General features: G+C 74.5%; 17 protein-coding genes and 1 pseudogene. 15 read left to right on the top strand and 3 right to left on the bottom strand.

The annotated features are described in order from the left end of the window. Positions 1–315 precede the first annotated feature (315 nt). The 14 genes from OG553_RS11960 (at position 316) to OG553_RS11895 (ending at position 17,318) form a co-directional block, all read left to right on the top strand. Complete coding sequence (locus OG553_RS11960; RefSeq protein ID WP_405978974.1) at positions 316–1,155, top strand: 2-amino-3,7-dideoxy-D-threo-hept-6-ulosonate synthase; 840 nt, start codon at positions 316–318, stop codon at positions 1,153–1,155. A 220-nt stretch (positions 1,156–1,375) separates the two neighbouring features. Then, positions 1,376–2,479 (top strand): 3-amino-4-hydroxybenzoic acid synthase, encoded by a 1,104-nt coding sequence (gene griH / locus OG553_RS11955; RefSeq protein WP_405978973.1) that lies wholly within the window; start codon positions 1,376–1,378, stop codon positions 2,477–2,479. Positions 2,480–2,484: 5 nt separating this feature from the next. Next, positions 2,485–3,261, top strand: a complete 777-nt coding sequence (locus OG553_RS11950) for an amidohydrolase family protein (RefSeq protein WP_405978972.1) — start codon at positions 2,485–2,487, stop codon at positions 3,259–3,261. A gap of 7 nt (positions 3,262–3,268) precedes the next feature. Next, a complete protein-coding gene (locus tag OG553_RS11945; protein ID WP_405978971.1) occupies positions 3,269–4,462 on the top strand; it encodes an FAD-dependent monooxygenase in 1,194 nt (397 codons plus the stop codon). Beyond that, positions 4,459–6,126, top strand: a complete 1,668-nt coding sequence (locus OG553_RS11940; protein ID WP_405978970.1) for a class I adenylate-forming enzyme family protein — start codon at positions 4,459–4,461, stop codon at positions 6,124–6,126. The genes OG553_RS11945 and OG553_RS11940 overlap by 4 nt, the downstream gene beginning before the upstream one ends. Next, positions 6,123–7,355: an MFS transporter gene (locus OG553_RS11935; RefSeq protein WP_405978969.1), complete on the top strand. Its 1,233-nt coding sequence runs from the start codon at positions 6,123–6,125 to the stop codon at positions 7,353–7,355. The genes OG553_RS11940 and OG553_RS11935 overlap by 4 nt, the downstream gene beginning before the upstream one ends. Continuing rightward, positions 7,352–8,680, top strand: coding sequence for an AMP-binding protein (locus tag OG553_RS11930; RefSeq protein ID WP_405978968.1), 1,329 nt, complete (start codon positions 7,352–7,354; stop codon positions 8,678–8,680). The genes OG553_RS11935 and OG553_RS11930 overlap by 4 nt, the downstream gene beginning before the upstream one ends. Beyond that, on the top strand, positions 8,662–12,027 hold the full coding sequence (pcaB, locus tag OG553_RS11925; protein ID WP_405978967.1) for a 3-carboxy-cis,cis-muconate cycloisomerase: 3,366 nt from the start codon (positions 8,662–8,664) through the stop codon (positions 12,025–12,027). The genes OG553_RS11930 and pcaB overlap by 19 nt, the downstream gene beginning before the upstream one ends. A gap of 82 nt (positions 12,028–12,109) precedes the next feature. Continuing rightward, a complete protein-coding gene (locus tag OG553_RS11920; RefSeq protein WP_405978966.1) occupies positions 12,110–13,546 on the top strand; it encodes a multicopper oxidase family protein in 1,437 nt (478 codons plus the stop codon). An 83-nt stretch (positions 13,547–13,629) separates the two neighbouring features. Further along, positions 13,630–14,250 carry an NAD(P)H:quinone oxidoreductase gene (wrbA, locus tag OG553_RS11915; protein ID WP_405978965.1) on the top strand — a complete coding sequence of 207 codons (621 nt, stop codon included), beginning with the start codon at positions 13,630–13,632 and terminating at the stop codon, positions 14,248–14,250. Between the two features lie 49 nt (positions 14,251–14,299). After that, a complete protein-coding gene (locus OG553_RS11910) occupies positions 14,300–15,421 on the top strand; it encodes an NAD(P)/FAD-dependent oxidoreductase (protein WP_405978964.1) in 1,122 nt (373 codons plus the stop codon). Positions 15,422–15,602: 181 nt separating this feature from the next. Then, positions 15,603–16,160: a hypothetical protein gene (locus OG553_RS11905; protein ID WP_405978963.1), complete on the top strand. Its 558-nt coding sequence runs from the start codon at positions 15,603–15,605 to the stop codon at positions 16,158–16,160. Positions 16,161–16,204: 44 nt separating this feature from the next. Continuing rightward, positions 16,205–16,681 (top strand): macro domain-containing protein, encoded by a 477-nt coding sequence (locus OG553_RS11900; protein WP_405978962.1) that lies wholly within the window; start codon positions 16,205–16,207, stop codon positions 16,679–16,681. A 70-nt stretch (positions 16,682–16,751) separates the two neighbouring features. After that, a complete protein-coding gene (locus OG553_RS11895) occupies positions 16,752–17,318 on the top strand; it encodes a GNAT family N-acetyltransferase (RefSeq protein ID WP_405978961.1) in 567 nt (188 codons plus the stop codon). A 142-nt stretch (positions 17,319–17,460) separates the two neighbouring features. Here OG553_RS11895 and OG553_RS11890 read toward each other — a convergent pair whose 3' ends face one another. Beyond that, positions 17,461–17,940, bottom strand: coding sequence for a nitroreductase family deazaflavin-dependent oxidoreductase (locus OG553_RS11890; RefSeq protein ID WP_405978960.1), 480 nt, complete (start codon positions 17,938–17,940; stop codon positions 17,461–17,463). A 103-nt stretch (positions 17,941–18,043) separates the two neighbouring features. Between OG553_RS11890 and OG553_RS11885 the strand changes: the two genes are divergently transcribed. Continuing rightward, complete coding sequence (locus OG553_RS11885) at positions 18,044–19,114, top strand: LysR family transcriptional regulator (RefSeq protein WP_405978959.1); 1,071 nt, start codon at positions 18,044–18,046, stop codon at positions 19,112–19,114. On the opposite strand, the pseudogene OG553_RS11880 reads toward OG553_RS11885, so the two are convergent. Continuing rightward, a pseudogene (locus tag OG553_RS11880) lies at positions 19,048–19,476 on the bottom strand (peptidylprolyl isomerase); the annotation flags it as partial. The gene OG553_RS11885 and the pseudogene OG553_RS11880 sit on opposite strands and share 67 nt — an antisense overlap. Positions 19,477–19,830: 354 nt before the next feature. Next, positions 19,831–20,016 carry a hypothetical protein gene (locus OG553_RS11875; protein WP_007266193.1) on the bottom strand — a complete coding sequence of 62 codons (186 nt, stop codon included), beginning with the start codon at positions 20,014–20,016 and terminating at the stop codon, positions 19,831–19,833. Positions 20,017–20,060: the final 44 nt, after the last annotated feature.

The following is a 20,060-nucleotide window of genomic DNA, read 5'->3' as shown; positions in this document are numbered from 1 at the left end:
CGTCCACAAGACGGACACATCGCGCCAGGTAAAGCCGGGCTGCGGGTCTCTCTCAGGTCCCGCTCCAGGTGATGTGACGGGGCGTGAGGAAAGCCGCCCGCCCGCGCGAGGACGCCCAGCCCGCCCGCGCGAGGACGCCCAGCCCGCCCGCGCGAAGACGCCCCTCCCGACCTCGCGGGGACGCCCCTCCCGCGCCCCCCTCACGTACGTGATACCGCCCCGGATCCCGTGTTCGCGTGATGGGGGACCACCCCCTCCCTTGGCAAGGTTTGGACCAGCCGGCAGCCACGCAGCCGCCTAACGGGAGGAGTCACGATGACGACGCTGCACCACGCATACGGTCGAGAGGCCCGGCTCAACAGGCTCTACCACGAGGGCAGCCGCCGGCTGTTCGTCGTCCCGCTGGACCACTCGATCAGCGACGGGCCGCTCCAGGTGCCCGGCGGTCTGAACCGGCTCGCCGGGCAGCTCTCCGGCTCCGGGGTGGACGCCATCGTCCTCCACAAGGGCAGCGTCCGCGGGGTGGACCCGCGGCACTTCGCCGACACCTCGCTGATCGTCCACCTCAGCGCCAGCACCCGGCACGCCCCCGACCCCGACGCCAAGTACCTGGTGGCGAGCGTGGAGGAGGCGCTGCGGTTCGGCGCCGACGCGGTCAGCGTCCACGTCAACGTCGGCGCGGACGACGAGCGCGGCCAGATCAAGGACCTGGCCACGGTGGCCGAGTCCTGCGACCGCTGGAACGTCCCGCTGATGGCGATGATGTACCCGCGCGGTCCGCGGGTGACCAACCCCTACGACCCGGAGCTGGTGGCGCACGCCATCACCCTCGCCGCCGACCTGGGCGCGGACATCGTCAAGACCGTCTACGTCGGCAACCCGTCGGAGATGGCCGACGTGGTCAGCGGCGCGCAGGTGCCGGTGATCGTGGCGGGCGGGCCCCGCCTCGACACGCCGGAACTGGTCGCCGGCTACGTCAGCGACGCCCTGAAGGGCGGCGCCGCCGGTGTCGCCATGGGCCGCAACGTCTTCCAGGCGGCCGATCCGGCGGCCATGGCCCGCAGGCTCGCCGACCTGATCCACTGCGACGCGGTTCCCACCGCCGGCCAGGTGCCCGTGGCGCCGCCGGTCCTGCGGATGCCGGCCCGCGTCTGATCCGGCCGGGTCCCGACCGGTCCTCCAGAGGGGCCCGGCCGTTTCCCCGGGGCGGTGCGAGCGCACGTGGACCGCGCCCGCACATACCCGCCCCCCGTATCCGTACCGAGCCCGTGCACGACCCCCGCACACTCACGCGCCTCCCCGCGCGGACCTCCGGGTACGCCGTCCCGTACCCGTGCATGCCCTCATACACCTACATCCACGAGGAGTCACTGAAGTGAAGCTCAGCTGGGTAGACATCCGCTCCGTCGGCTCCGCCAAGGACGCCATCGTCCAGGAGGCCCTCCACGCCCGTGTCGACGGCATCCTCGCCGACGACGCCGCCGACTTCGAAGGCCTGCCGCCGACCGTGAAGAAGGTCCTCTTCCCGCAGGGCAAGGCGCTGCCGGAGAGCTTCGGCGCGGCCGACGTGGTCATAGTGGACCCCGCCAAGCACGGCCAGCCCGCCGAGCTGGCGCTGCGTCACCCCGAGGTCGAGTTCGGCCGCTTCGTCGAGATCATCGACGCGGACACGCTGGAGGACGCCTGCCAGTCCGGCCGCACCGAGAAGTGGAGCCTGCTCCTCTTCCGCGACCCCACCAAGATCCCGCTGGAGATCGTGATCGCCGCGGCCGCCCGCGCCGAGGGCTCCCTGATCACCGTCGCCCAGGACGTGGAGGAGGCCGAGATCATCTTCGGCGTCCTGGAGCTCGGCTCCGACGGCGTCCTCATGGCCCCGGCCAAGGTCGGCGACGCCACCGCCCTCAAGGCCTCGGCCGAGGCCGGCGTGCCGAACCTGACGCTCACCGAGCTGACCGTCACCGCCACCGCGCACGTGGGCATGGGAGAGCGCGCCTGCGTCGACACCGCCACCCACTTCGGCGAGGACGAGGGCCTGCTCATCGGCTCGCACTCCAAGGGCATGATCCTGTGCGTCAGCGAGACCCACCCGCTGCCGTACATGCCGACCCGGCCGTTCCGCGTCAACGCCGGCGGCATCCACTCGTACACCATCGGCAACAACGAGCGGACGAACTACCTCAGCGAGCTCAAGTCCGGCTCCCGCGTCACCGCCGTCGACATCCACGGCAACACCCGCCTGGTCACCGTCGGCCGCGTCAAGATCGAGACGCGTCCGCTGATCTCCATCGACGCGGTCGGCCCCGACGGGCGCACCGCCAACCTGATCCTCCAGGACGACTGGCACGTGCGGGTCCTCGGCCCCGGCGGTGTGGTCCTGAACTCCACCGAGCTCAAGCCCGGCGACAAGGTGCTCGGCTACCTGCCGACCGAGGACCGCCACGTCGGCTACCCGATCAACGAGTTCTGCCTGGAGAAGTGATCCACGTGACCCCCGCGGAAGCGCCCCCGCCCGTCTTCGACTTCCACGCGCGCCTCACCCCTCAGGAGGGCGCCGCCCGACGGCTCCTCGACACGATGGACGCGCACGGAATCGCCCGGGCGGCCGTTTCCGCCGGGGGCACGATCTCCCTCGACCGGCTGTCGCGGCAGCTGGTCGAGGGGGGCCACATCGAGACCGACGCCGACAACGACGCGGTGCTCGCGGGCTGCCGGGCCTCCGGCGGCCGGCTGGTCCCCTTCCACTTCGCCAACCCCCACCGGGGACCCTGCGCGTACGCGGTGCGGGCGGCGGAGTTCCGCGGACTGGAGATATCGCCGGCGGTGCACGGGGTGCCGTTCCCGGACGAGCGCACCCACTCCCTCGTCAGGATCGCCGAGGAGCACCGCCACCCGGTCTACACCGTCTGCCTGCACCGCCCCGGCGCCACCGTCGCCGACCTGGTGGAACTCGCCGCCGGATTCCCCCGGGTGACCTTCGTACTCGGCCACTCGGGCGTCGGCGAGATCGACCTCCACGGGATCGGGCTGATCAAGGACAGCCACAACATCCTGCTGGAGACCTCCGGCGGCTACTCGGCCGTCATCCGGCTCGCCATCGAGCGGCTCGGCGCCCGCCGGCTGCTCTTCGGCTCCGAGTACCCGCTCCAACATCCCACCGTCGAGCTCGCCAAGTACGCGGCACTGGGCCTGGCGGACTGGCAGCTCCAGCAGATCCTCTGGCACAACGCGGCGGACCTGCTGGGCCTGAAGGACACCCTGTGAGTTGACTATGGAACAGCCACGGATCGCGGTCGTGGGCGCGGGCATCGGAGGCCTCGCCCTCGCCCTCGGGCTCGCCAGGGCGGGCCTGGCCTGCGATGTGTACGAACAGACCCGCCACCTCCGGGAGATAGGCGCCGGTCTGCAGATCGCCCCCAACGCGTCCCGGCTCCTGCACCGCCTCGGCATCGAGCCGGCCCTCCGCCAGGTGGCGGTACGGCCCGCCGCGATCGAGCTGCGCCGCTGGGACGACAACGGGCTCATCGCCCGCACCCCGCTCGGCGACGCCTGCGAGGAGATGTACGGGGCCCCGCACTACGCGCTCCACCGGGCCGACCTGCACTCCATCCTGCTCTCCCGGCTCCCCGCCGGCACCCTGCGCCTCGGCCTGAAGTGCACGGGCGTCGAGCAGCGGGAGGGCGAGGTGGTCCTGCGGTTCGCCGACGGCTCCACCCGCTCCGCGGACGTGGTCGTCGGCGCCGACGGCATCCACTCGGTCACCCGGGACACGCTGGTCGAGGACCGTCCCCGCTACTCCGGGCAGGTCATGTACCGGGGCCTGATCCCGGCGGACCGGCTGCCCGGCCACAGCGCACACCCCCGGGTGCGGCTGTGGCTGGGCCCGGGACGGCACTTCGTCAGCTACCCGGTGGCCGGCGGCCGGAAGATCAGCTTCGCGGCGACCGCCCCCCGGGACGAGGTCCCGGAGGAGTCCTGGAACACCCCGGGCCGCGTCGAGGACCTGCGGGCCGCCTACTCCGACGGCTGGCACCGGGAGGTCGTCGAGATCCTGTCGGCGGCCCAGGAGGTCGGCTGCTGGGCGCTGCACGACCGGGACCCCGTCGACAACTGGTCGCGGGGCGCGGTCACCCTCCTCGGTGACGCCGCCCACCCGATGCTGCCGTTCCGGGCGCAGGGCGCCAACCAGGCCCTGGAGGACGCCGCCGCACTGGTGGTGTGCCTGACCGAGCACGGCGGCACCGACCTGGCCGGGCGGCTGCGCCGCTACGAGCGGATCCGGATGACCCGTACCGGGCGGATCCAGCAGATCTCCCGCAACAACGCCAAGACCCTCCACCTGTCGGACGGGGCGGCCCGCCGGCACCGGGACGCCGCCCTCGCGGACAGTCACCAGCTGGCCGCACAGGACTGGCTGTTCGGATACGACGCGGCAGAGGCCGCCAGAGCGGAGCCCATACGATGAACGCCCCCACGGCGACGGCGCCCCAGACCGCGCCGACCGCGCCGCCCGCCCCGCGGATGACCCGCGAAGAACTCGCCCGCGCGAGCACCCTCGGCGGCGGCAGCCTGCTCCACCACGCGCTCGCCGTCAGCGCCGACCCCGGCGCGCCCTTCCTGCACAGCGAGCACCCCCTGCTCGGCCCGGACGGGGTCCGCCGCCGCGACTTCACCCTGACCGAACTGGACGACCTGGCCCGGACCTGGTCCGCCTGGTACCTGGACCGGGGCATCGGCCCGCACGACCGGGTCGCCGTCTACCTCACCGACAGCTTCGAGGACGTCCTGCACTTCCTCGCCCTGAGCCAGATCGGCGCGATCCCGGTCCTGGTCAACGGCAGGCTCGCCGCCGAGACCGCCGCCGGACTGTACGAGCGCACGGGCGCGGCCGGCCTGTTCACCGACTCCGTCCACCGGGACGCCCTGCGCACCGCCGGGGTCCTGGACGGGCTCACCGTCCTCGGCGTCTCGGACGAGATGTCCGCCCTCGGCACGGGCGCCGGGCCGCTCGCCGACGCCGACCGCTTCCGGCACGCCCCCGGCGACCCGGTGCTGATCAGCCACTCCTCCGGCACCACCGGCGTACCGAAGGCGGTGATCTGGACCCACGAGGGCAGCGTCGCGGCGCTGCGCGAACTCCTGCTCCTGCCACAGCCCGCCGAGCGGGAGGTGATGCTCTCCGCGGTGCCCCAGTCGCACCAGGCCGGGGCCAGCTTCGCCGCCGGTGCGCTGCTCTTCGGGGCCCGCCTGATCGCCCTCGCCGACCGCTCCGGCGCGCACGTGGCCGCCGCGATCGCCGAGCACCGGCCGCACACGGTGGTCGCGTTCGCCCAGACGTACGCCGAACTGGCCGCGCTGGAGCCCTCCGACGAGGTCCTCGCCTCCGTGGAGCGCTGGTTCAACACCGGGGACTCCGCGCACGGCCGGCACATCGCCCCGCTGGTCCGGGCCGGCGCCGTCTTCATCGACGGCCTCGGCTCCTCCGAGCTCGGCTTCGCCCAGTTCGGCCAGGTCACCACCGCCGACACCGTCCGCCACGACCGCTGCATCGGCCGCCCCCACCCGTGGGCGCGGGTGGCGGTGCTCCGCGAGGACGGCACCGAGGCCCCGCGCGGCGAGGCCGGCCTGCTGGGCGTGCGGGGCCCGACGCTGACCCCCGGCTACTGGAACGACCAGGACCGCTACTACCGCTCGCGGCTGGGCGGCTGGTTCGTCTCCGGGGACGTGGTCCGCGAGGGCGAGGACGGCACGTACTTCCACCTGGACCGGGCCGTGGACGTCATCCACACCGCGCACGGGCCCGCGTACTCCCTCCTCATGGAGGAGGCCCTGCTCGGCGCGCTGCCCGACCTGGACGACTGCACCGTCGTCGGCGTCCCCGACGGCGCAGGCGCCGAGAGCCCCGTCGCCGTACTGCGCCCCCGCGACCCGGACGCCGACGCGGAGCGGCTGCGCACCGCCGCCGCGAAGGCCCTCGCGGAGGCCGGACTGCCCGCCCTGGCCGCCGTACGGGTCGCCCGCACCGCGGGCGAGGTGCCGCTCGGCCCCTCCGGCAAGGTCCTCAAACGCCACCTGCGCCTCCAGCTCGCCGACGCCCTGACCGCAACCGACCCCGGGGAAACCTCATGAACATGCGCAGGATCGCGCCGCTGGCGATCGGTACCTTCGCCATCGGCACCGACAACTTCATCGTCGCCGGGATCCTCGGCGCGATGGCCGACGACCTGGGCGTCTCCCTCGCCGCCGCCGGCCTCCAGGTGACCGTCTTCTCCCTCGTCTACGCGCTCGGCTCGCCGCTGCTGTCGGCGCTGACCCAGCAGGCCGAGCGGCGGGCCGTACTCGTCGGCAGCATGGCCCTGTTCGCGGTGGCCAACGTACTGACCGCCGTCGCCCCCACCTTCGGGATCCTGCTCGCCACCCGCATCGTCGCCGCCATCGCCGCCGGTGTCTTCGGGCCCGTCGCCACCGCCGCGGCGGCCGAACAGTCGGAGCCCGAGTTCCGCGGCCGGGCCATCTCCATCGTCACCGGCGGGCTCACCGTCTCCATCGTCCTCGGCGTCCCCATCGGGGTCCTGATCTCCGCCCTGTCCGACTGGCGCGGCGCCTTCTGGTTCGTCGCCGCCCTCGCCCTCGTCGCCGCCGTCTCCACCGCCGCCTCCCTGCCGAGGCTGCCCGGCAACCCCGGACCGGGCATCGCCGAACGGTTCCGGCCGATGCTGCGCCCGGCGGTGGGCCTGACCCTGCTCCAGTCCGTCACCGTCATCGGCTCGACGTTCATCGTCTTCACCTACCTGGCGACCCTGGTCCACGGCACCGGCGTCGGCGGCGACGGCGAGTTCGCCACCACCCTGATCATGCTGGTCTTCGGTGTGGCCGCCGTCTTCGGCAACATCCTGGGCGGCCGCAGCGCCGACCGCGTCGGCGGCACCTCCACGATCCGCCGCACCATCGCCGTCCTCGCCGTCGCCCTGGCCGCCGTCTCCCTGGTCGCCCAGACCCTCGACGGGATGACCGCGTACGTCGCCCTGGCCGTCGTCATCGCCGTCTGGGGGGTCAGCGGCTGGGCGTTCACCCCCGCCCAGTTCTCCCGGCTCGCCCAGATCGACCCCGAGCACATGCACCTGACGTTCGCCCTCAACAACTCCGCGATCTACATCGGCTCCGCGCTCGGCGCCTCCGTCGGCGGCGCCATCGTCTCCTGGGCCTCCCCGGGCGGCCTCGGCTGGGTCGCCGCCGGCGGCGAGGTCATCGGCCTGCTCCTGGTCCTGCTGGCCGTCGCCCGCCCCGCCCTCGGCGTCCCCGCCGCCCGCCCCGCCGCCGCCGGCAAGCCCGGCCTCCAGCCGGCGGGCGACCGGTGACCGCCGCGGCGGCCCCCGCGGGCGGCGGCGCCTGGCCCCGCCCGGGGGACTGGTCCACCTTCACCGAACTGCGCCGGCTCCAGCTCTCCGCCCTCCCGGCCACCCTCTCCCGCGCCCAGCGCAGCCCCTTCTACGCCACCCGCGTCGGCATCGGCCGCACCACCCTCGACGGGCTCCGACCCACCCTCAAGTCCGACCTGCGCGACGCCTACCCCTTCGGGATGCTCGCCGTCCCCGGCCGCGACGTCGCCAGCTACCACGAGTCCAGCGGCACCACCGGGGAGCCCACCGCCTCCTACCTCACCGAGAACGACTGGGCGGAGACCGCCGACCGCTTCAACCGCTCCGCCGCCGCCCTCACCGCCGAGGACCGGGTGCTCGTCAAGACCCCGTACTCGATGGCCACCACCGCCCACCAGATGCACCACGCGGCCCGCGCCGCAGGCGCCATGGTCGTCCCGGCCGACAACCGGACGTCGATGATGCCCTACCGCCGGCTGCTGCGGCTGATCCGCGACGTCCGCCCCACCGTCACCTGGTCCCTGCCCAGCGAACCCCTGCTGTGGGCGGCGGCCGACGACGCCCTCGGCGCCGGCACCCGCGCCGCCGCGGCCGCCGGACACGGACCCCGCGCCCTGGTCGTCGCCGGGGAACCGCTCAGCACCGCCAAGCGGCAGCGGATCAGCGAACTGTGGGGCGGCGCCAAGGTCATCGAGGACTACGGCTCCACCGAGACCACCTCCCTCGCCGGCGAATGCGCCCACGGCACCCTCCACGCCTGGGCAGACCGCTTCCTCTTCGAGGTGCAGGACCCGGCCACCGGCGACATCGCCCCCACCGGACGCGGCCGCCTCCTCGTCACCACCCTCTACCGCGAGGCCATGCCGCTGCTCCGCTACGACACCGGCGACCTCGTCGAACTCACCGAACGCGACTGCCCCTGCGGCTGGACCCTGCCCACCGTCCGCGTGCACGGCCGCGACGGCGCGGGCATCACCGCCGCCGGACGCGCCCTGCGCCAGCACGACGTCGACGAGCTCGTCTACCGGCTGCCCGTCGAGTACGGAGCCCACATGTGGCGCGGCGTCGCCGACGCCGACCGGCTGCGCCTCGTCGTCGAAGCCCGCGAGGGCCACGAGGAGATCGCCGAGAAGCTGCGCGCCGGCGCCGCCGAAACCCTCGGCATACCCGTCGAGGTCACCGTCGGCGGACCCGGAACCCTGATCTCGCCCGGCGCCCTGCTGCGCGAGGACCAGTTCGTCAAGCCCCGCTTCCTGTACGAGGCGGCCGATGCGAGGGAGGAAGGATGGACATATCTCGACTGAGCCCCCCGGGCGGGCCGCTGGAGACGGCGGTCGTCGGGGTCGGGCCCCGCGGACTGAGCCTGCTGGAGCGGCTGTGCGCCAACGCCCGGCTGCTGCCCGAGGACGCCAGGGTCACCGTCCACCTGGTCGACCCGGCCGAGCAGGGCCCCGGCCGGGTCTGGGCCACCGGCCAGGACCGCCGGCTGCTGATGAACACCGTCGCCTCCCAGGTCACCGTCTTCTCCGACGCCAGCGTCACCATGGCCGGCCCCGTCGAGCCCGGACCCAGCCTCTACGCCTGGGCCCGCGACCTCGCATCCGGCGCCGAGCCGGCCCCCGGCCCCGAAGTCCTCGCCGAGGCGCGGGAACTGACCCCCGACTCGTACCCCAGCCGGGCCTTCTACGGCGCCTACCTGCGCTGGGCCGCCGCCCGGATCCGGGCCGGCGCCCCCCGGCAGGTCGAACTGGTCACCCACCGCTCGGCGGCCGTCGCCTGCGGCACCGACACCGACACGGGCCGCCCCTGGGCCCGCCTCGCCGACGGCACCCGGCTGCCCGGCCTCGACGGACTCGTCCTCGCCCAGGGCCACGTGGACACCGAACCCGACGCCGCCCAGCGCCGGTTCGCCGACCACGCGGCCGCCCGCGGACTGCTGTACTTCCCGCCCGCCAACCCCGCCGAACTCGACCTCGGCGCGGTCGCCCCCGGCGAGCCCGTGCTCCTGCGCGGCCTCGGCCTGAACTTCTTCGACCACATGACCCTCCTCACCCAGGGCCGCGGCGGCACCTTCCGGGAACGCGGCGGCCGGCTGGTGTACGAGCGCTCCGGGCGCGAGCCCCGGCTGTACGCCGGCTCCCGGCGCGGCCTCCCGTACCAGGCGCGCGGCGAGAACCAGAAGGGCCCCCGCGGCCGGCACACCCCGCGCGTGCTGCGCCCCGAGGTGGTCGAGGGCCTCGTCAAGCGGTCGGCGGCGGAGGGCGGGCTCGACTTCCGCCAGGACCTGTGGCCGCTGATCGCCAAGGAGACCGAGACCGTCTACTACACCGGCCTGGTCACCGCCCGCGAGGGCCGCGAGGCCGGCGACGCCTTCCGCCGCGGCTGGCTCGAACTGCCCTGGCACGGACCGGAGGAGGCCGAGGCGCTCGACGCCTACGCCATCCCCGCCGAAGCCCGCTGGGACTGGGACAGGCTCGCCGCCACCGGACCCGAAGGGGGCTTCACCGGCACCGCCCAGCACCGCGCCTGGCTGCTCGGCCGGCTCCGCGGCGACCTCGCCCAGGCCCGCGCCGGCAACGTCGACGGACCGTTCAAGGCCGCCCTCGACGTCCTGCGGGACCTGCGCAACGAGGTCCGCCTCGTCGTCGACCACGGCGGGCTCACCGCCCGCTCGCACCGCGACGACCTGGAGCGCTGGTACACCCCGCTCAACGCGTTCCTGTCCATCGGCCCGCCCGCCCGGCGGATCGCCGAGATGATCGCGCTGATCGAGGCGGGCGTGCTGAGCGTCCTCGGCCCCGGCACCCGCATCGACGTCGACCAGGTCTCCGGTGCCTTCGCGGCCCGCTCCGACGTGCCCGGCTCACGGATCCTGGCCCGGGTGCTGATCGAGGCCCGGCTGCCCGACGGCGACGTGCGGCGCACCGCCGACCCGCTGCTGCGTCAGCTCCTCGACAGCGGCCAGGCCCGCCCGTTCCGCGTCGGGGGCGGCACGGGCGGCATGGAGTACGAGACGGGCGGGCTCGCGGTCACCCCGCGCCCCTACCGGGTCGTCGACGCCGCCGGCCGGCCGCACCCGAACCTGTACGCCTTCGGGGTCCCGACCGAGGGGGTCCACTGGGTGACCGCGGCCGGGGTCCGCCCCGGCGTCGACTCGGTGACCGTCGGCGACGCCGACGCGCTGGCCCGGCAGCTCCTCGGGCTGGGCGAACCCGCCCCGGACCCCGTGACGGGCACCCCGCACCCCGCCGCCGTCGGCGTACGCACCACCGCGGGCGACACCGGCCTGCTCGGCCAGGTCCGCGCCGGCACCCCCGCCGAGGCCCTCACCGACGACGAGGCCTGGCTGCGCGCCCTGCTCGACGCCGAGACGGCACTGGTCCGGGCCCAGGCACGCCTGGGCGTGGTCCCGGACGCGGCCGCCGACACCATCGCCCGCGTGGCCCGCACCGCACCCCTCGGAACGGCCGAACTCGCCGTCCGGTCAAGGGAGTCCGCCAACCCGGTGGTCGCCCTCGTGGAGGCCCTGACGGAGGCCGTCGCCGCCGTCGACCCGGCCGCCGCCGACTACGTCCACCGCGGCTCGACCAGCCAGGACATCATGGACACCGCCGCCGTCCTGGTCGCCGCCCGCGCCCTGGACGCCGTCCTCGCCGACCTGGAGCGCTGCCGCACCGCCCTCACCCGGCTCGCCGCCGAGCACCGCGACACCCCGATGCCCGGCCGCACCCTCGCCCTGCACGCCGTGCCCGTCACCTTCGGACTCAAGGCGGCCGGCTGGCTGGAGGCCGTCGCGGTCGCCGCCGCCCGGCTGCGCCGCGTACGCACCGGCCTGCCCGTACAGCTCGGCGGCGCCGCCGGGACCCTCGCCGGGTACCTGGAGTACGCCCGGCTCGACGCCCCGCAGGCGGTGGGCGCCGACTACGCCCTACGCCTGACCGAGGCGTTCGCCGCCGAGACGGGACTGCGCGCACCGGTCCTGCCCTGGCACACCGTGCGCACCCCGGTCGCGGAACTCGGCGCCGAACTCGCCCTGGCCTGCGGGGCCCTCGGGAAGATCGCCGTCGACGTGCTGTCGCTGGCCCGCACCGAGGTCGCCGAGGTCGCCGAGCCCGGTCCCGCCGGACGCGGCGCCTCCTCCGCCATGCCGCACAAGCGCAACCCCGTACTCGCCACGATGATCCGCTCGGCCGCGCTGCAGGTGCCCGCGCAGGCCTCCGTACTGGCCCACTGCATGCTCGCCGAGGACGAGCGGCCCGCCGGGGCCTGGCACGCCGAATGGCAGCCCCTGCGCGAGTGCCTGCGGCTGACCGGAGGGGCCGCGGCCACCGCCGCCGAACTCCTCGAAGGGCTCGGCGTGCACCCGCACCGGATGCGGGAGAACCTCGCCCTCACCGGCGACCTCACCGCCTCCGAACGGGTCGCCGCCGCCCTGGCACCCGCCCTGGGCAAGGCCGAGGCCCGCCGCCTCGTCACCGCCTGCGCCCGCCGCTCCGCCGCCGAGGGCACCGGTCTCGCCGCCCTCCTCGCCGAGGACCTGCGGGTCACCGCCGTCCTCGACGCCGAAGGGATCGACGGACTCCTCGACCCGGCCGGCTACACCGGCGCCGCCGGAGCCCTCGTCGACCGGGCCCTCGCCCACTACCGCTGAACCCGCCGCCACAGCCACTGCTGAAACCACAGCCACCGCTGCCGCCGCCACGGCCGCCACCGCCACACCCAGGGGGACCCCCATGCTCACCAGAAGACGCCTGCTCGGCGCCGCCCTCGCCACCGGGGGCACCGCCCTCACGGGCGCGGCCCTGACCCCGGTGCTCACGGCCACCAGCGCCAGCGCCGCCCCGGCCCTCCAGCCCTTCCAGGCCGCCATGCCCGTACCGGCGACCCTCCAGCCCGTGTCCACGTTCAACGGCACCGACACCTACGAGATGTACGTCGGCCGCACGAGCGCCCAGATCCTGCCCGGCGTCAGCACCGAGGTCATCACCTTCAACGGCTCCTTCCCCGGCCCCACCGTCCGCGCCCGCCGCGGCCGCCCGGTCGTCATCCGGCAGAAGAACCGCCTCGACATGCCCGTCGCCATCCACCTCCACGGCGGCCACGTCACCCCCGAGAACGACGGCGACCCGATGGACACCATCGCCCCCGGCTCGGCCCGCTTCTACCGCTACGAGAACGACCAGGCGCACGCACCGCTGTGGTTCCACGACCACGCCCACCACATGGAGTCCGAGCACGTCTACCGGGGACTGTCCGCCTTCTACCTGCTCGGCGACGACGAGGAACGCGCCCTGCCGCTGCCCTCGGGCCAGTACGACGTACCGATCGCGCTGCGCGACGCCCGCTTCGACGACGCCGGCCAGCTCCTCTACGTCATGGACGACTTCCAGAACCGCAACACGATCCTCGCGAACGGCAAGCCCTGGCCCTACTTCCAGGTCGCCGCCCGCAAGTACCGCTTCCGAATACTGAATTCCACGAACATACGCTTCTTCACGCTGCGGCTCTCCGACGGCGGGGAGATCATCCAGGTCGGCTCCGACGGCGGACTCCTGGAAACCCCGCACCGCACCGGCACCCTCAGCCTCTCCCCGGGCGAGCGCGTCGACGTCGTCATCGACTTCTCCCGCTACCCGCTCGGCACGCAGCTGGTCCTGGAGAACACCGAGGGCCCCGGGCCCGCCGAGCAGGTCGGCAAGGTGCTGCGCTTCGACGTCACGCGCACCGCATCCGACCCCAGCTCCGTGCCCGCCCGGCTGCGCACCCTCCCCCCGCTCCCGCCGGCCACCGTCCACCGCCAGATCAGCATGCGGATGGACGAGGACGGGCGGGCCAACCCCGGCGCGTACATGAACGACCAGGTGTACGACGCCGCGCGCATCGACCAGACGATCGCCTGGGGCAGCACCGAGATCTGGACCGTCACCAACACCAACCGGTTCGTCCCGCACAACTTCCACATGCACCTGGTGCAGTTCCGGGTGCTGGAGCGGGGCGGCGGACCGGTCGGCCCCGCGGAGGCCGGACTGAAGGACACCGTCCGGGTCATGCCCGGCGAGACCGTCAAGGTCCAGGCGACCTTCGATTCGCACCGCGGCAAGTACCTCTACCACTGCCATCTCTTCGACCACGCCGCCATGGGAATGATGGCGCAGATGGAGATCAAATGACCTGGTGGCGCCGTAAGAACACCCCTGTTTCCACTGCCCAGTTCACCGAGTCCAACGATTCCTTCACCTCAGGGAGCAATGCCGTGACCAACGTCGCCGTCGTCTACTACTCCTCCACCGGGAACGTCCACAAGCTCGCCACCACCGCCGCCGCGGCCGCCGAGAAGGCCGGTGCCGAGGTCCGCCTGCGCCGCGTCGCCGAGACCGCCCCCGCCGAGGCCGTCGCCTACAACCCGGCCTGGGGCGAGCACCTGGACGCCACCGCCGACGTCGTCACCGCCAGTCTGGACGACCTCGACTGGGCCGACGTCATCGTCTTCGGCACCCCGGTCCGCTTCGGACTGCCGGCCGCGCAGCTCAAGGGCTTCCTCGACACCGCGGGCGGGCTCTGGTACCAGGGCAAGCTCGTCAACAAGGTCGTCACCTCCTTCACCTCCTCCAACACCACGCACGGCGGCCAGGAGTCGACCCTGCTCTCCCTCAACAACGTGTTCACCCACTGGGGTTCGATCATCGTCCCGCCCGGCTACGCCGACCCGATCCAGTTCGCCGAGTCCAACGGCAACCCGTACGGCACCAGCAGCGTCTCGGGCGGCACCGGCACCACCCCGCCCACCGACGACAACCTCGCCGCGATCGAGTTCCAGACCCGCCGGGCCTACGAGATCGCGACCGCGCTGAAGAAGGGCCTGGCCGCGGCCTGACCGGCCGCGCCGACCGCCGTCCCGTGAGAACCAGAAGGAGCACAGCACCATGTCCCGGATCGTGATCGCGGGCGGCGGGTTCGCCGGAGTGTGGGCCGCCAAGGCGGCGGCCCGCATCCGGCGCCAGGCCGGCCGGGCGGGCGAGGGCGTCGAGATCGTCCTCGTCGCCCCCGGCGACGACCTCGTCCTGCGGCCGCGCCTGTACGAGCCCCGGCCCGAGCGGATGCGGGTCGCCCTGGACGACGTACTCGCCCCGCTCGGGGTGCGCCGGGTGCGCGCCGAGGTCGCCGACGTCGACACCGGCGAGCGGCGGGTGGCCCTCGCCGGCGCGGACGGCCCGCTGCCGTACGACCGGCTCGTCCTCGCCACCGGCAGCCGGGTGCGCAAGCCCGCGCTGCCCGGGGGAGGGGCGCTGCACTACATCGACACCCTCACCGAGGCGCACGCCCTCGACCTGCGGCTGCGTTCGCTGGCCGAACTGCCCCAGGGGCCGGGCCGGTTCACGGTGGCCGTGGTCGGCTCGGGCCTGGCGGGCATCGAGCTCGCCGGGACCCTGCCGGAGCGGCTGTCCGCGTACCCCGGGGCGCGTGTGGTGGTGGTCGAGCGGGAGGCGCTGCCCGCGCCGGGCCTCGGCGACCGGGCCCGCCCGCTGATCCTCGGAGCCCTGGAGGGGGCGGGCGTCGAGCACCGCACCGGCTGCTCGGTCGACGCCTACGACGGGAGCGTGCTGAAGCTGAGCGACGGCACGTACCTGGACGCCGCGACGGTCGTGTGGACCGGTGGCCTGGTGGCGAGCCCGCTCACCGACCGGATCCCCGGCACCCGCGACGGCCTGGGCCGCCTCCTCGTGGACGGGCAGCTGCGCGTCGCCGGGGTGGAGGGCGTCTTCGCGGCGGGCGACACCGCGGCCGCCGAGGTCGAGGGCGGCCGCACCGCGACGCAGAGCTGCCAGTACGCCATCCCCTCGGGGGCCACCGCCGGCCACAACGCGGTCGCCGACCTGACCGGCGAGCCCTTCGCGCTGTTCCGTCCGGACCCGTACGTCACCTGCGTCGACCTGGGCCCGGAGGAGGCCGTCCTCACCACGGGCTGGGACCGCGAGGTGGCCCGTACGGGCGCCGACGCCAAGCAGCTGAAGCGGCACATCAACACCCGCCTGATCTACCCCTGAGTAGCTTCCGGAGCCCGTCCGGACTCGTGTCCGGGCTGCGTCCGGGCTGCGTCCGAGCTGTGTCCCGGGTCACGGTTCCGGCCAGTGGACCCGGATTGACGGAAAGGATTCTTTAGGTGAGCCTTACCTTGCTTTGGCGCGGCTGACGGAGCCGTGCCCCCTCGTCCCGGAGCCCGCCGCCATGTCCTCCCCAGCAGCCAGACTCTCCCCCCGCCCCGTCCGCCTCTACGACTCGTGGTGGACCGTCGCGGCGGGGGCCCTCTGTGCGCTGGTCGTCCTGGCGGCGGGCCTGTGGTGCTCGCTCCACATGCGGGCCGACGCGGCCATGCACTCCGCCGCGCTGTTCGCGCACCTCGCCTCGCTGGTCCTCGGCTTCGGCGCGGTGCTCTCCGCCGACTACTACGGCCTGCTCTGGGCCACCGGCCGCTGCGGCCTGGCGGAGGTCGTCGCGGCGACCTCCCGGCTCCACGTCCCGATCTGGGCGGGCCTCGGCGGCCTCGTGGTGAGCGGCCTGATGCTCCACCCGGACCTCACCTCCACGCTGACCCTGACGAAGATCGGCCTGGTCGCCCTGCTGACCGTCAACGGCCTCCAGGCGGGCCTGCTGGGCCGCCGCCTCGAAGCCGCCACGGACGAACCCGGCCGCGGCCTCCTCCTCTGGGGCGGCGCCACCGCCCTGGTCTCCCAGGCCTGCTGGTGGGGCGCGGTCGTCATCGGCTTCCTCAACACCAACCGCTGACCCGGGCCCGGCCCGTTGTCGGTCCCACCGCCTACCGTGGGCGCATGAAGCCGCTCACGATCATTTCCGGGGACGCGACGAGTCCGCAGGCCAAGGGCCCCAAGCTGATCGCGCACGTCTGCAACGACATAGGCGGCTGGGGCAAGGGCTTCGTGCTCGCCCTCTCCCGCCGCTGGCCCGAGCCGGAGGCCGAGTTCAGGGCCTGGCACCGGGCGCGCAGCGGCAACGACTTCGGCCTCGGCGCCGTGCAGGTCGTCCGGGTGAAGCCCGACGTGTGGGTGGCCAACATGGTCGGCCAGCGCGGCATACGCACCGGCAGCGGCGGCCCGCCCGTCCGCTACGAAGCCATGGAGCGCTGCCTCGGCAAGCTGGCGGACCACGCCCAGGAGCTGGGGGCGAGCGTCCACATGCCCCGCATCGGGTGCGGGCTCGCCGGCGGGAAGTGGTCCCGCGTCGAACCGCTGATAACCGAGGCGCTCTGCGCGCGGGACGTGGCCGTCACGGTGTACGACCACGCGTGAGGTCGGCGTGAGGTGACATGCGGGCCTGTCGGCGGGGGCCGGGACGGGGTCCGCGTGGCAGCATCGCGGCATGCGCTTCCGATACGCCACCGAGGGCGACGCGCCCGCCATGGCGCGGCTGTTCGCCGCCAACCACCATGACGCCCTCAGCGAGGAGCAGCGGGCCGCGCAGGGGTTCGTGCAGGGGGGCTTCGGGGTCGAGGCGCTGCGCGGGATGGCGCGGGACGGGGAGCTGCTCGTGGCCGACGCCGGTGACGGGCGGGTCGCCGGGCTGCTCGCGCTGTCGGTCGCCCAGGACATGGACGACCCGCCGGCGGCGGTCCTCGGGCTGCTGCGCGCCCAGGCCTCGCTCGCCTGGCGGGGGCGCCCGCTGGCCGAGGTGCCGTGGCTGCTGTACGGGCCGGTCGTGGTCGACGCCGCCTTCCGGGGGCACGGCGTGGCCCGGGGCCTGTTCGGGATGGCGGTCGAGGCCTCGGCGGGCCGCACCGAGGCGCTCGTCGCCTTCATCGAGGCGGGCAACGCCCCCTCCTGGCGGGTGCACGTCGACGCCTTCGGCATGACCCCGCTCGGCGAGTACACGGTCGCCGGCCGCACCTACACGGCCGTCGCCACCCCGGCCGGGCAGCCGGCCGCGTAAGGGCCGCCCGGCCTGCCGGGCGCACCGGGCGGCTGCGGGCCGAGGGGTTCCGGCCGGAGGGGTTCCGGCCGGAGGGGATCCGCGGCGGAGGCATCCGGCGGCGGATCGATTCGCCTCCGGCGCGGGACCCAGGGGCCGCCGGTCAGCCCTCCACGATCACCAGCGGCAGCTCCCGCGGCCACGCGAGCGCCTGGTAGTCCTCGTAGAGCGGCCACAGCGCCGTCAGCGCCTCCCAGTACGTCTCCCGCTCCACCGCGTCCGCCGTGCGCGCCCACGCCGCGAAGGTCCGGGCGCCGACCTGGAGGCGGACCTCCGGGTGCGCGGTCAGGTTCCCGTACCAGGCGGGGCGGCGGGGCCCGCCCGAGTCCGCGGCGACGACCAGGTAGCGGCCCTCGTCCTCGGCGTAGATCAGCGGCGTGCGCACCGGCCGGCCCGTGGCGCGGTCGAGGGTGGTCAGGAGCAGGGTCGGGACCCCGTGCCACAGGTGGCCGTCGGCGCCGCTGCTCGCCACGTAGGTCCGTACGTGGTCGAGCCGCGGCCCGGGGTGCGGGTCGGTGGGGTGGTCCCAGTCGGCCCGGGACACCGGGGCGGCCGGGGCGAGCGGCGCGGCAACACTGTTCATCTGACCTCCGTAGGGCGTCCCCCGGAGCGCTAACGAGCCTTTACCGATTCTGGATGCGCCGGACCCGTAGCGCACGCCCGCAGGTCTGGACCAAGCTCGGACCATGGATCTGGAGCTGAGACACCTCAAGATCGTCAGGGCCGTCGCCGACGCCGGCAGCCTGACCCGCGCCGCCACCGCCCTCGGGCTCGCGCAACCCGCCCTGAGCGGCCAGCTCAAACGGATCGAGCGGGCCCTGGGCGGCGAGCTCTTCGAACGCGGACGGGACGGCGTACGCGCCACCGCGCTCGGAGAACTCGTACTGGAGCGGGCCCGGGTCCTGCTGCCCGCGCTGTCCGAGCTCCAGGAGGAGGCGGTGCGCTTCGCCCGCAGCGGCACCGCCGGCTACCGCCTCGGCGGCACCCACGGACCACTGCTCGGCGGGCTCGTCGACCGGATCGCCCACCAGGAGCCCGGGGCGCCGGTCACCACGTACACGTCCTGGTCGGAACGGGAGATCGCCCAGGGCGTGGCCGCCGGCCGGCTCGACTTCGCGCTGGTCGGGGCATGCGGCGAGAGCGCCCCGCCGGAGCCGGGACGGCTCGCCTGGCTGGAGGTCGCCCGGGACCCGGTCCACGTGATGCTGGCCGAGGACCACCCGCTGGCCCACCGCGCGGAGATCGAACTGGCCGAGCTGGCCGCCGAGGCCTGGACCGACGTACCCGGCGACGGCTGCTTCGGGGACTGCTTCGCCGCCGCCTGCGTCCGCGCCGGCTTCACCCCCGCCTGCGTCTACGAGACCGACACCGCGTCCTGCGTGCACCTGGTCCAGGTCGGCCGGGCCGTCGGGCTGTGCCGGGCCACGTTCCCCGTGACCCCGGGGGTGGTGGCCCGGCCGCTCGCCGGGAGCCCGCTCGTCTGGCGGCACCTGCTGGGCTGGCACCCGGCGGCGCCGGCCGCGGCCGGGGCGCCGGGCGTACTCGCGCACGCCAGGTCCGCGCACGCGGAGGCGCTGGCCCGCTCCTCCGGGGCCGCGGCCCGCCGGGCCCCCGCCGGTCAGCCCTCCACGGCCGCCTTCTCGATCACCACCGGGACCAGCGGGACGTCCCCGTGTCCGCCGGCCCGGCCGGTGCGGACGGCGGCGATGGAGTCCACCACCTCCCGGCCCGCGCTGACCGTGCCGAAGACGGCGTAGCCCCAGCCGGACGGGGTCGGGGCGGTGTGGTCCAGGGCCGGGTTGTCGGCGGTGTTGACGAAGAACTGGGAGGTCGCCGAGTGCGGGACGCTCGTACGGGCCATCGCCACCGAGTACCGGGTGTTGCGCAGGCCGTTGTCCGCCTCGTTGCGCACCGGCTCGCGCACCGGCTTCTGCCGCATGTCGGCGGTGAAGCCGCCGCCCTGGTTCATGAACCCGGGGATCACCCGGTGGAAGACCGTGCCGTCGTAGTGGCCGCTCTCCACGTACGCGAGGAAATTGGCGACCGTGGCCGGCGCCGCCTCCTCGTGGAGGTCGATGACGATGGTGCCGAGGGTGGTGGTCAGCTTCACCTGGGGCATGAGGGGGTCCGGTCCCTTCGGGTGCGAAACGTGCCTCTCAGCTTCGCAGAGGGTGAGGGGCGGGCCACTGCCCAGGGCCGGGTGGGGGGGGCGGGGGCCGCCGTGTGCGGGGCGGGGTGGGTGGGCCGCTGCGCGGGGCGGGGTCCCCTACCCGCCCTTCCACCGTTCCCCGGGGCTCCGCCCCGGACCCCGCGCCTCAAACTCCCCCAGCTACCGCTGGAGGTGCCCCCAGGCGAGGCTGGTGGAGGGGGCGGCGGGGCTGGAGGGGGCGGCGGGGCTGAAAGGGGTAGGCCGCGGCCCGGGGGGTGGCCCCGGGCCGTGGAACACAGGCAGCGCCGACCGGTCGGGCGGGCGTTACGGGAGGTAGCGCTCGATGACCTGCGGGCCCTCCTTCTCGATCAGCTTCCGCGCCGCTTCGACCCGCTCCGGAGTCGGGTCGTGGCCGGTCGCCATCACCAGGTCCTCGGGGTCGTACGCGCGCTCTCCACCCGTGAAGAGCCGGTCCGACCGGGTGGGCTGCTCGTTGGCTTCACTGTCCATCGGATACCTCCTGCCGTACCCCCCAGGCCCCCATCGTGAGGCCC

The sequence above is a fragment of the Streptomyces sp. NBC_00158 genome, assembly GCF_045160885.1.
Taxonomy (GTDB): domain Bacteria; phylum Actinomycetota; class Actinomycetes; order Streptomycetales; family Streptomycetaceae; genus Streptomyces.
Note: the sequence above shows the minus strand (reverse complement) of the source record. Positions and strands in the feature narration are given on the sequence as shown.

Coding starts and splice junctions, on each gene's coding strand:
- OG553_RS11960 (WP_405978974.1), top strand. CDS start 316: ATGACGACGCTGCACCACGCATACGGTCGAGAGGCCCGGCTCAACAGG.
- OG553_RS11945 (WP_405978971.1), top strand. CDS start 3,269: ATGGAACAGCCACGGATCGCGGTCGTGGGCGCGGGCATCGGAGGCCTC.
- OG553_RS11940 (WP_405978970.1), top strand. CDS start 4,459: ATGAACGCCCCCACGGCGACGGCGCCCCAGACCGCGCCGACCGCGCCG.
- OG553_RS11935 (WP_405978969.1), top strand. CDS start 6,123: ATGAACATGCGCAGGATCGCGCCGCTGGCGATCGGTACCTTCGCCATC.
- pcaB (WP_405978967.1), top strand. CDS start 8,662: ATGGACATATCTCGACTGAGCCCCCCGGGCGGGCCGCTGGAGACGGCG.
- OG553_RS11920 (WP_405978966.1), top strand. CDS start 12,110: ATGCTCACCAGAAGACGCCTGCTCGGCGCCGCCCTCGCCACCGGGGGC.
- OG553_RS11910 (WP_405978964.1), top strand. CDS start 14,300: ATGTCCCGGATCGTGATCGCGGGCGGCGGGTTCGCCGGAGTGTGGGCC.
- OG553_RS11905 (WP_405978963.1), top strand. CDS start 15,603: ATGTCCTCCCCAGCAGCCAGACTCTCCCCCCGCCCCGTCCGCCTCTAC.
- OG553_RS11900 (WP_405978962.1), top strand. CDS start 16,205: ATGAAGCCGCTCACGATCATTTCCGGGGACGCGACGAGTCCGCAGGCC.
- OG553_RS11895 (WP_405978961.1), top strand. CDS start 16,752: ATGCGCTTCCGATACGCCACCGAGGGCGACGCGCCCGCCATGGCGCGG.
- OG553_RS11890 (WP_405978960.1), bottom strand. CDS start 17,940: ATGAACAGTGTTGCCGCGCCGCTCGCCCCGGCCGCCCCGGTGTCCCGG.
- OG553_RS11885 (WP_405978959.1), top strand. CDS start 18,044: ATGGATCTGGAGCTGAGACACCTCAAGATCGTCAGGGCCGTCGCCGAC.
- OG553_RS11875 (WP_007266193.1), bottom strand. CDS start 20,016: ATGGACAGTGAAGCCAACGAGCAGCCCACCCGGTCGGACCGGCTCTTC.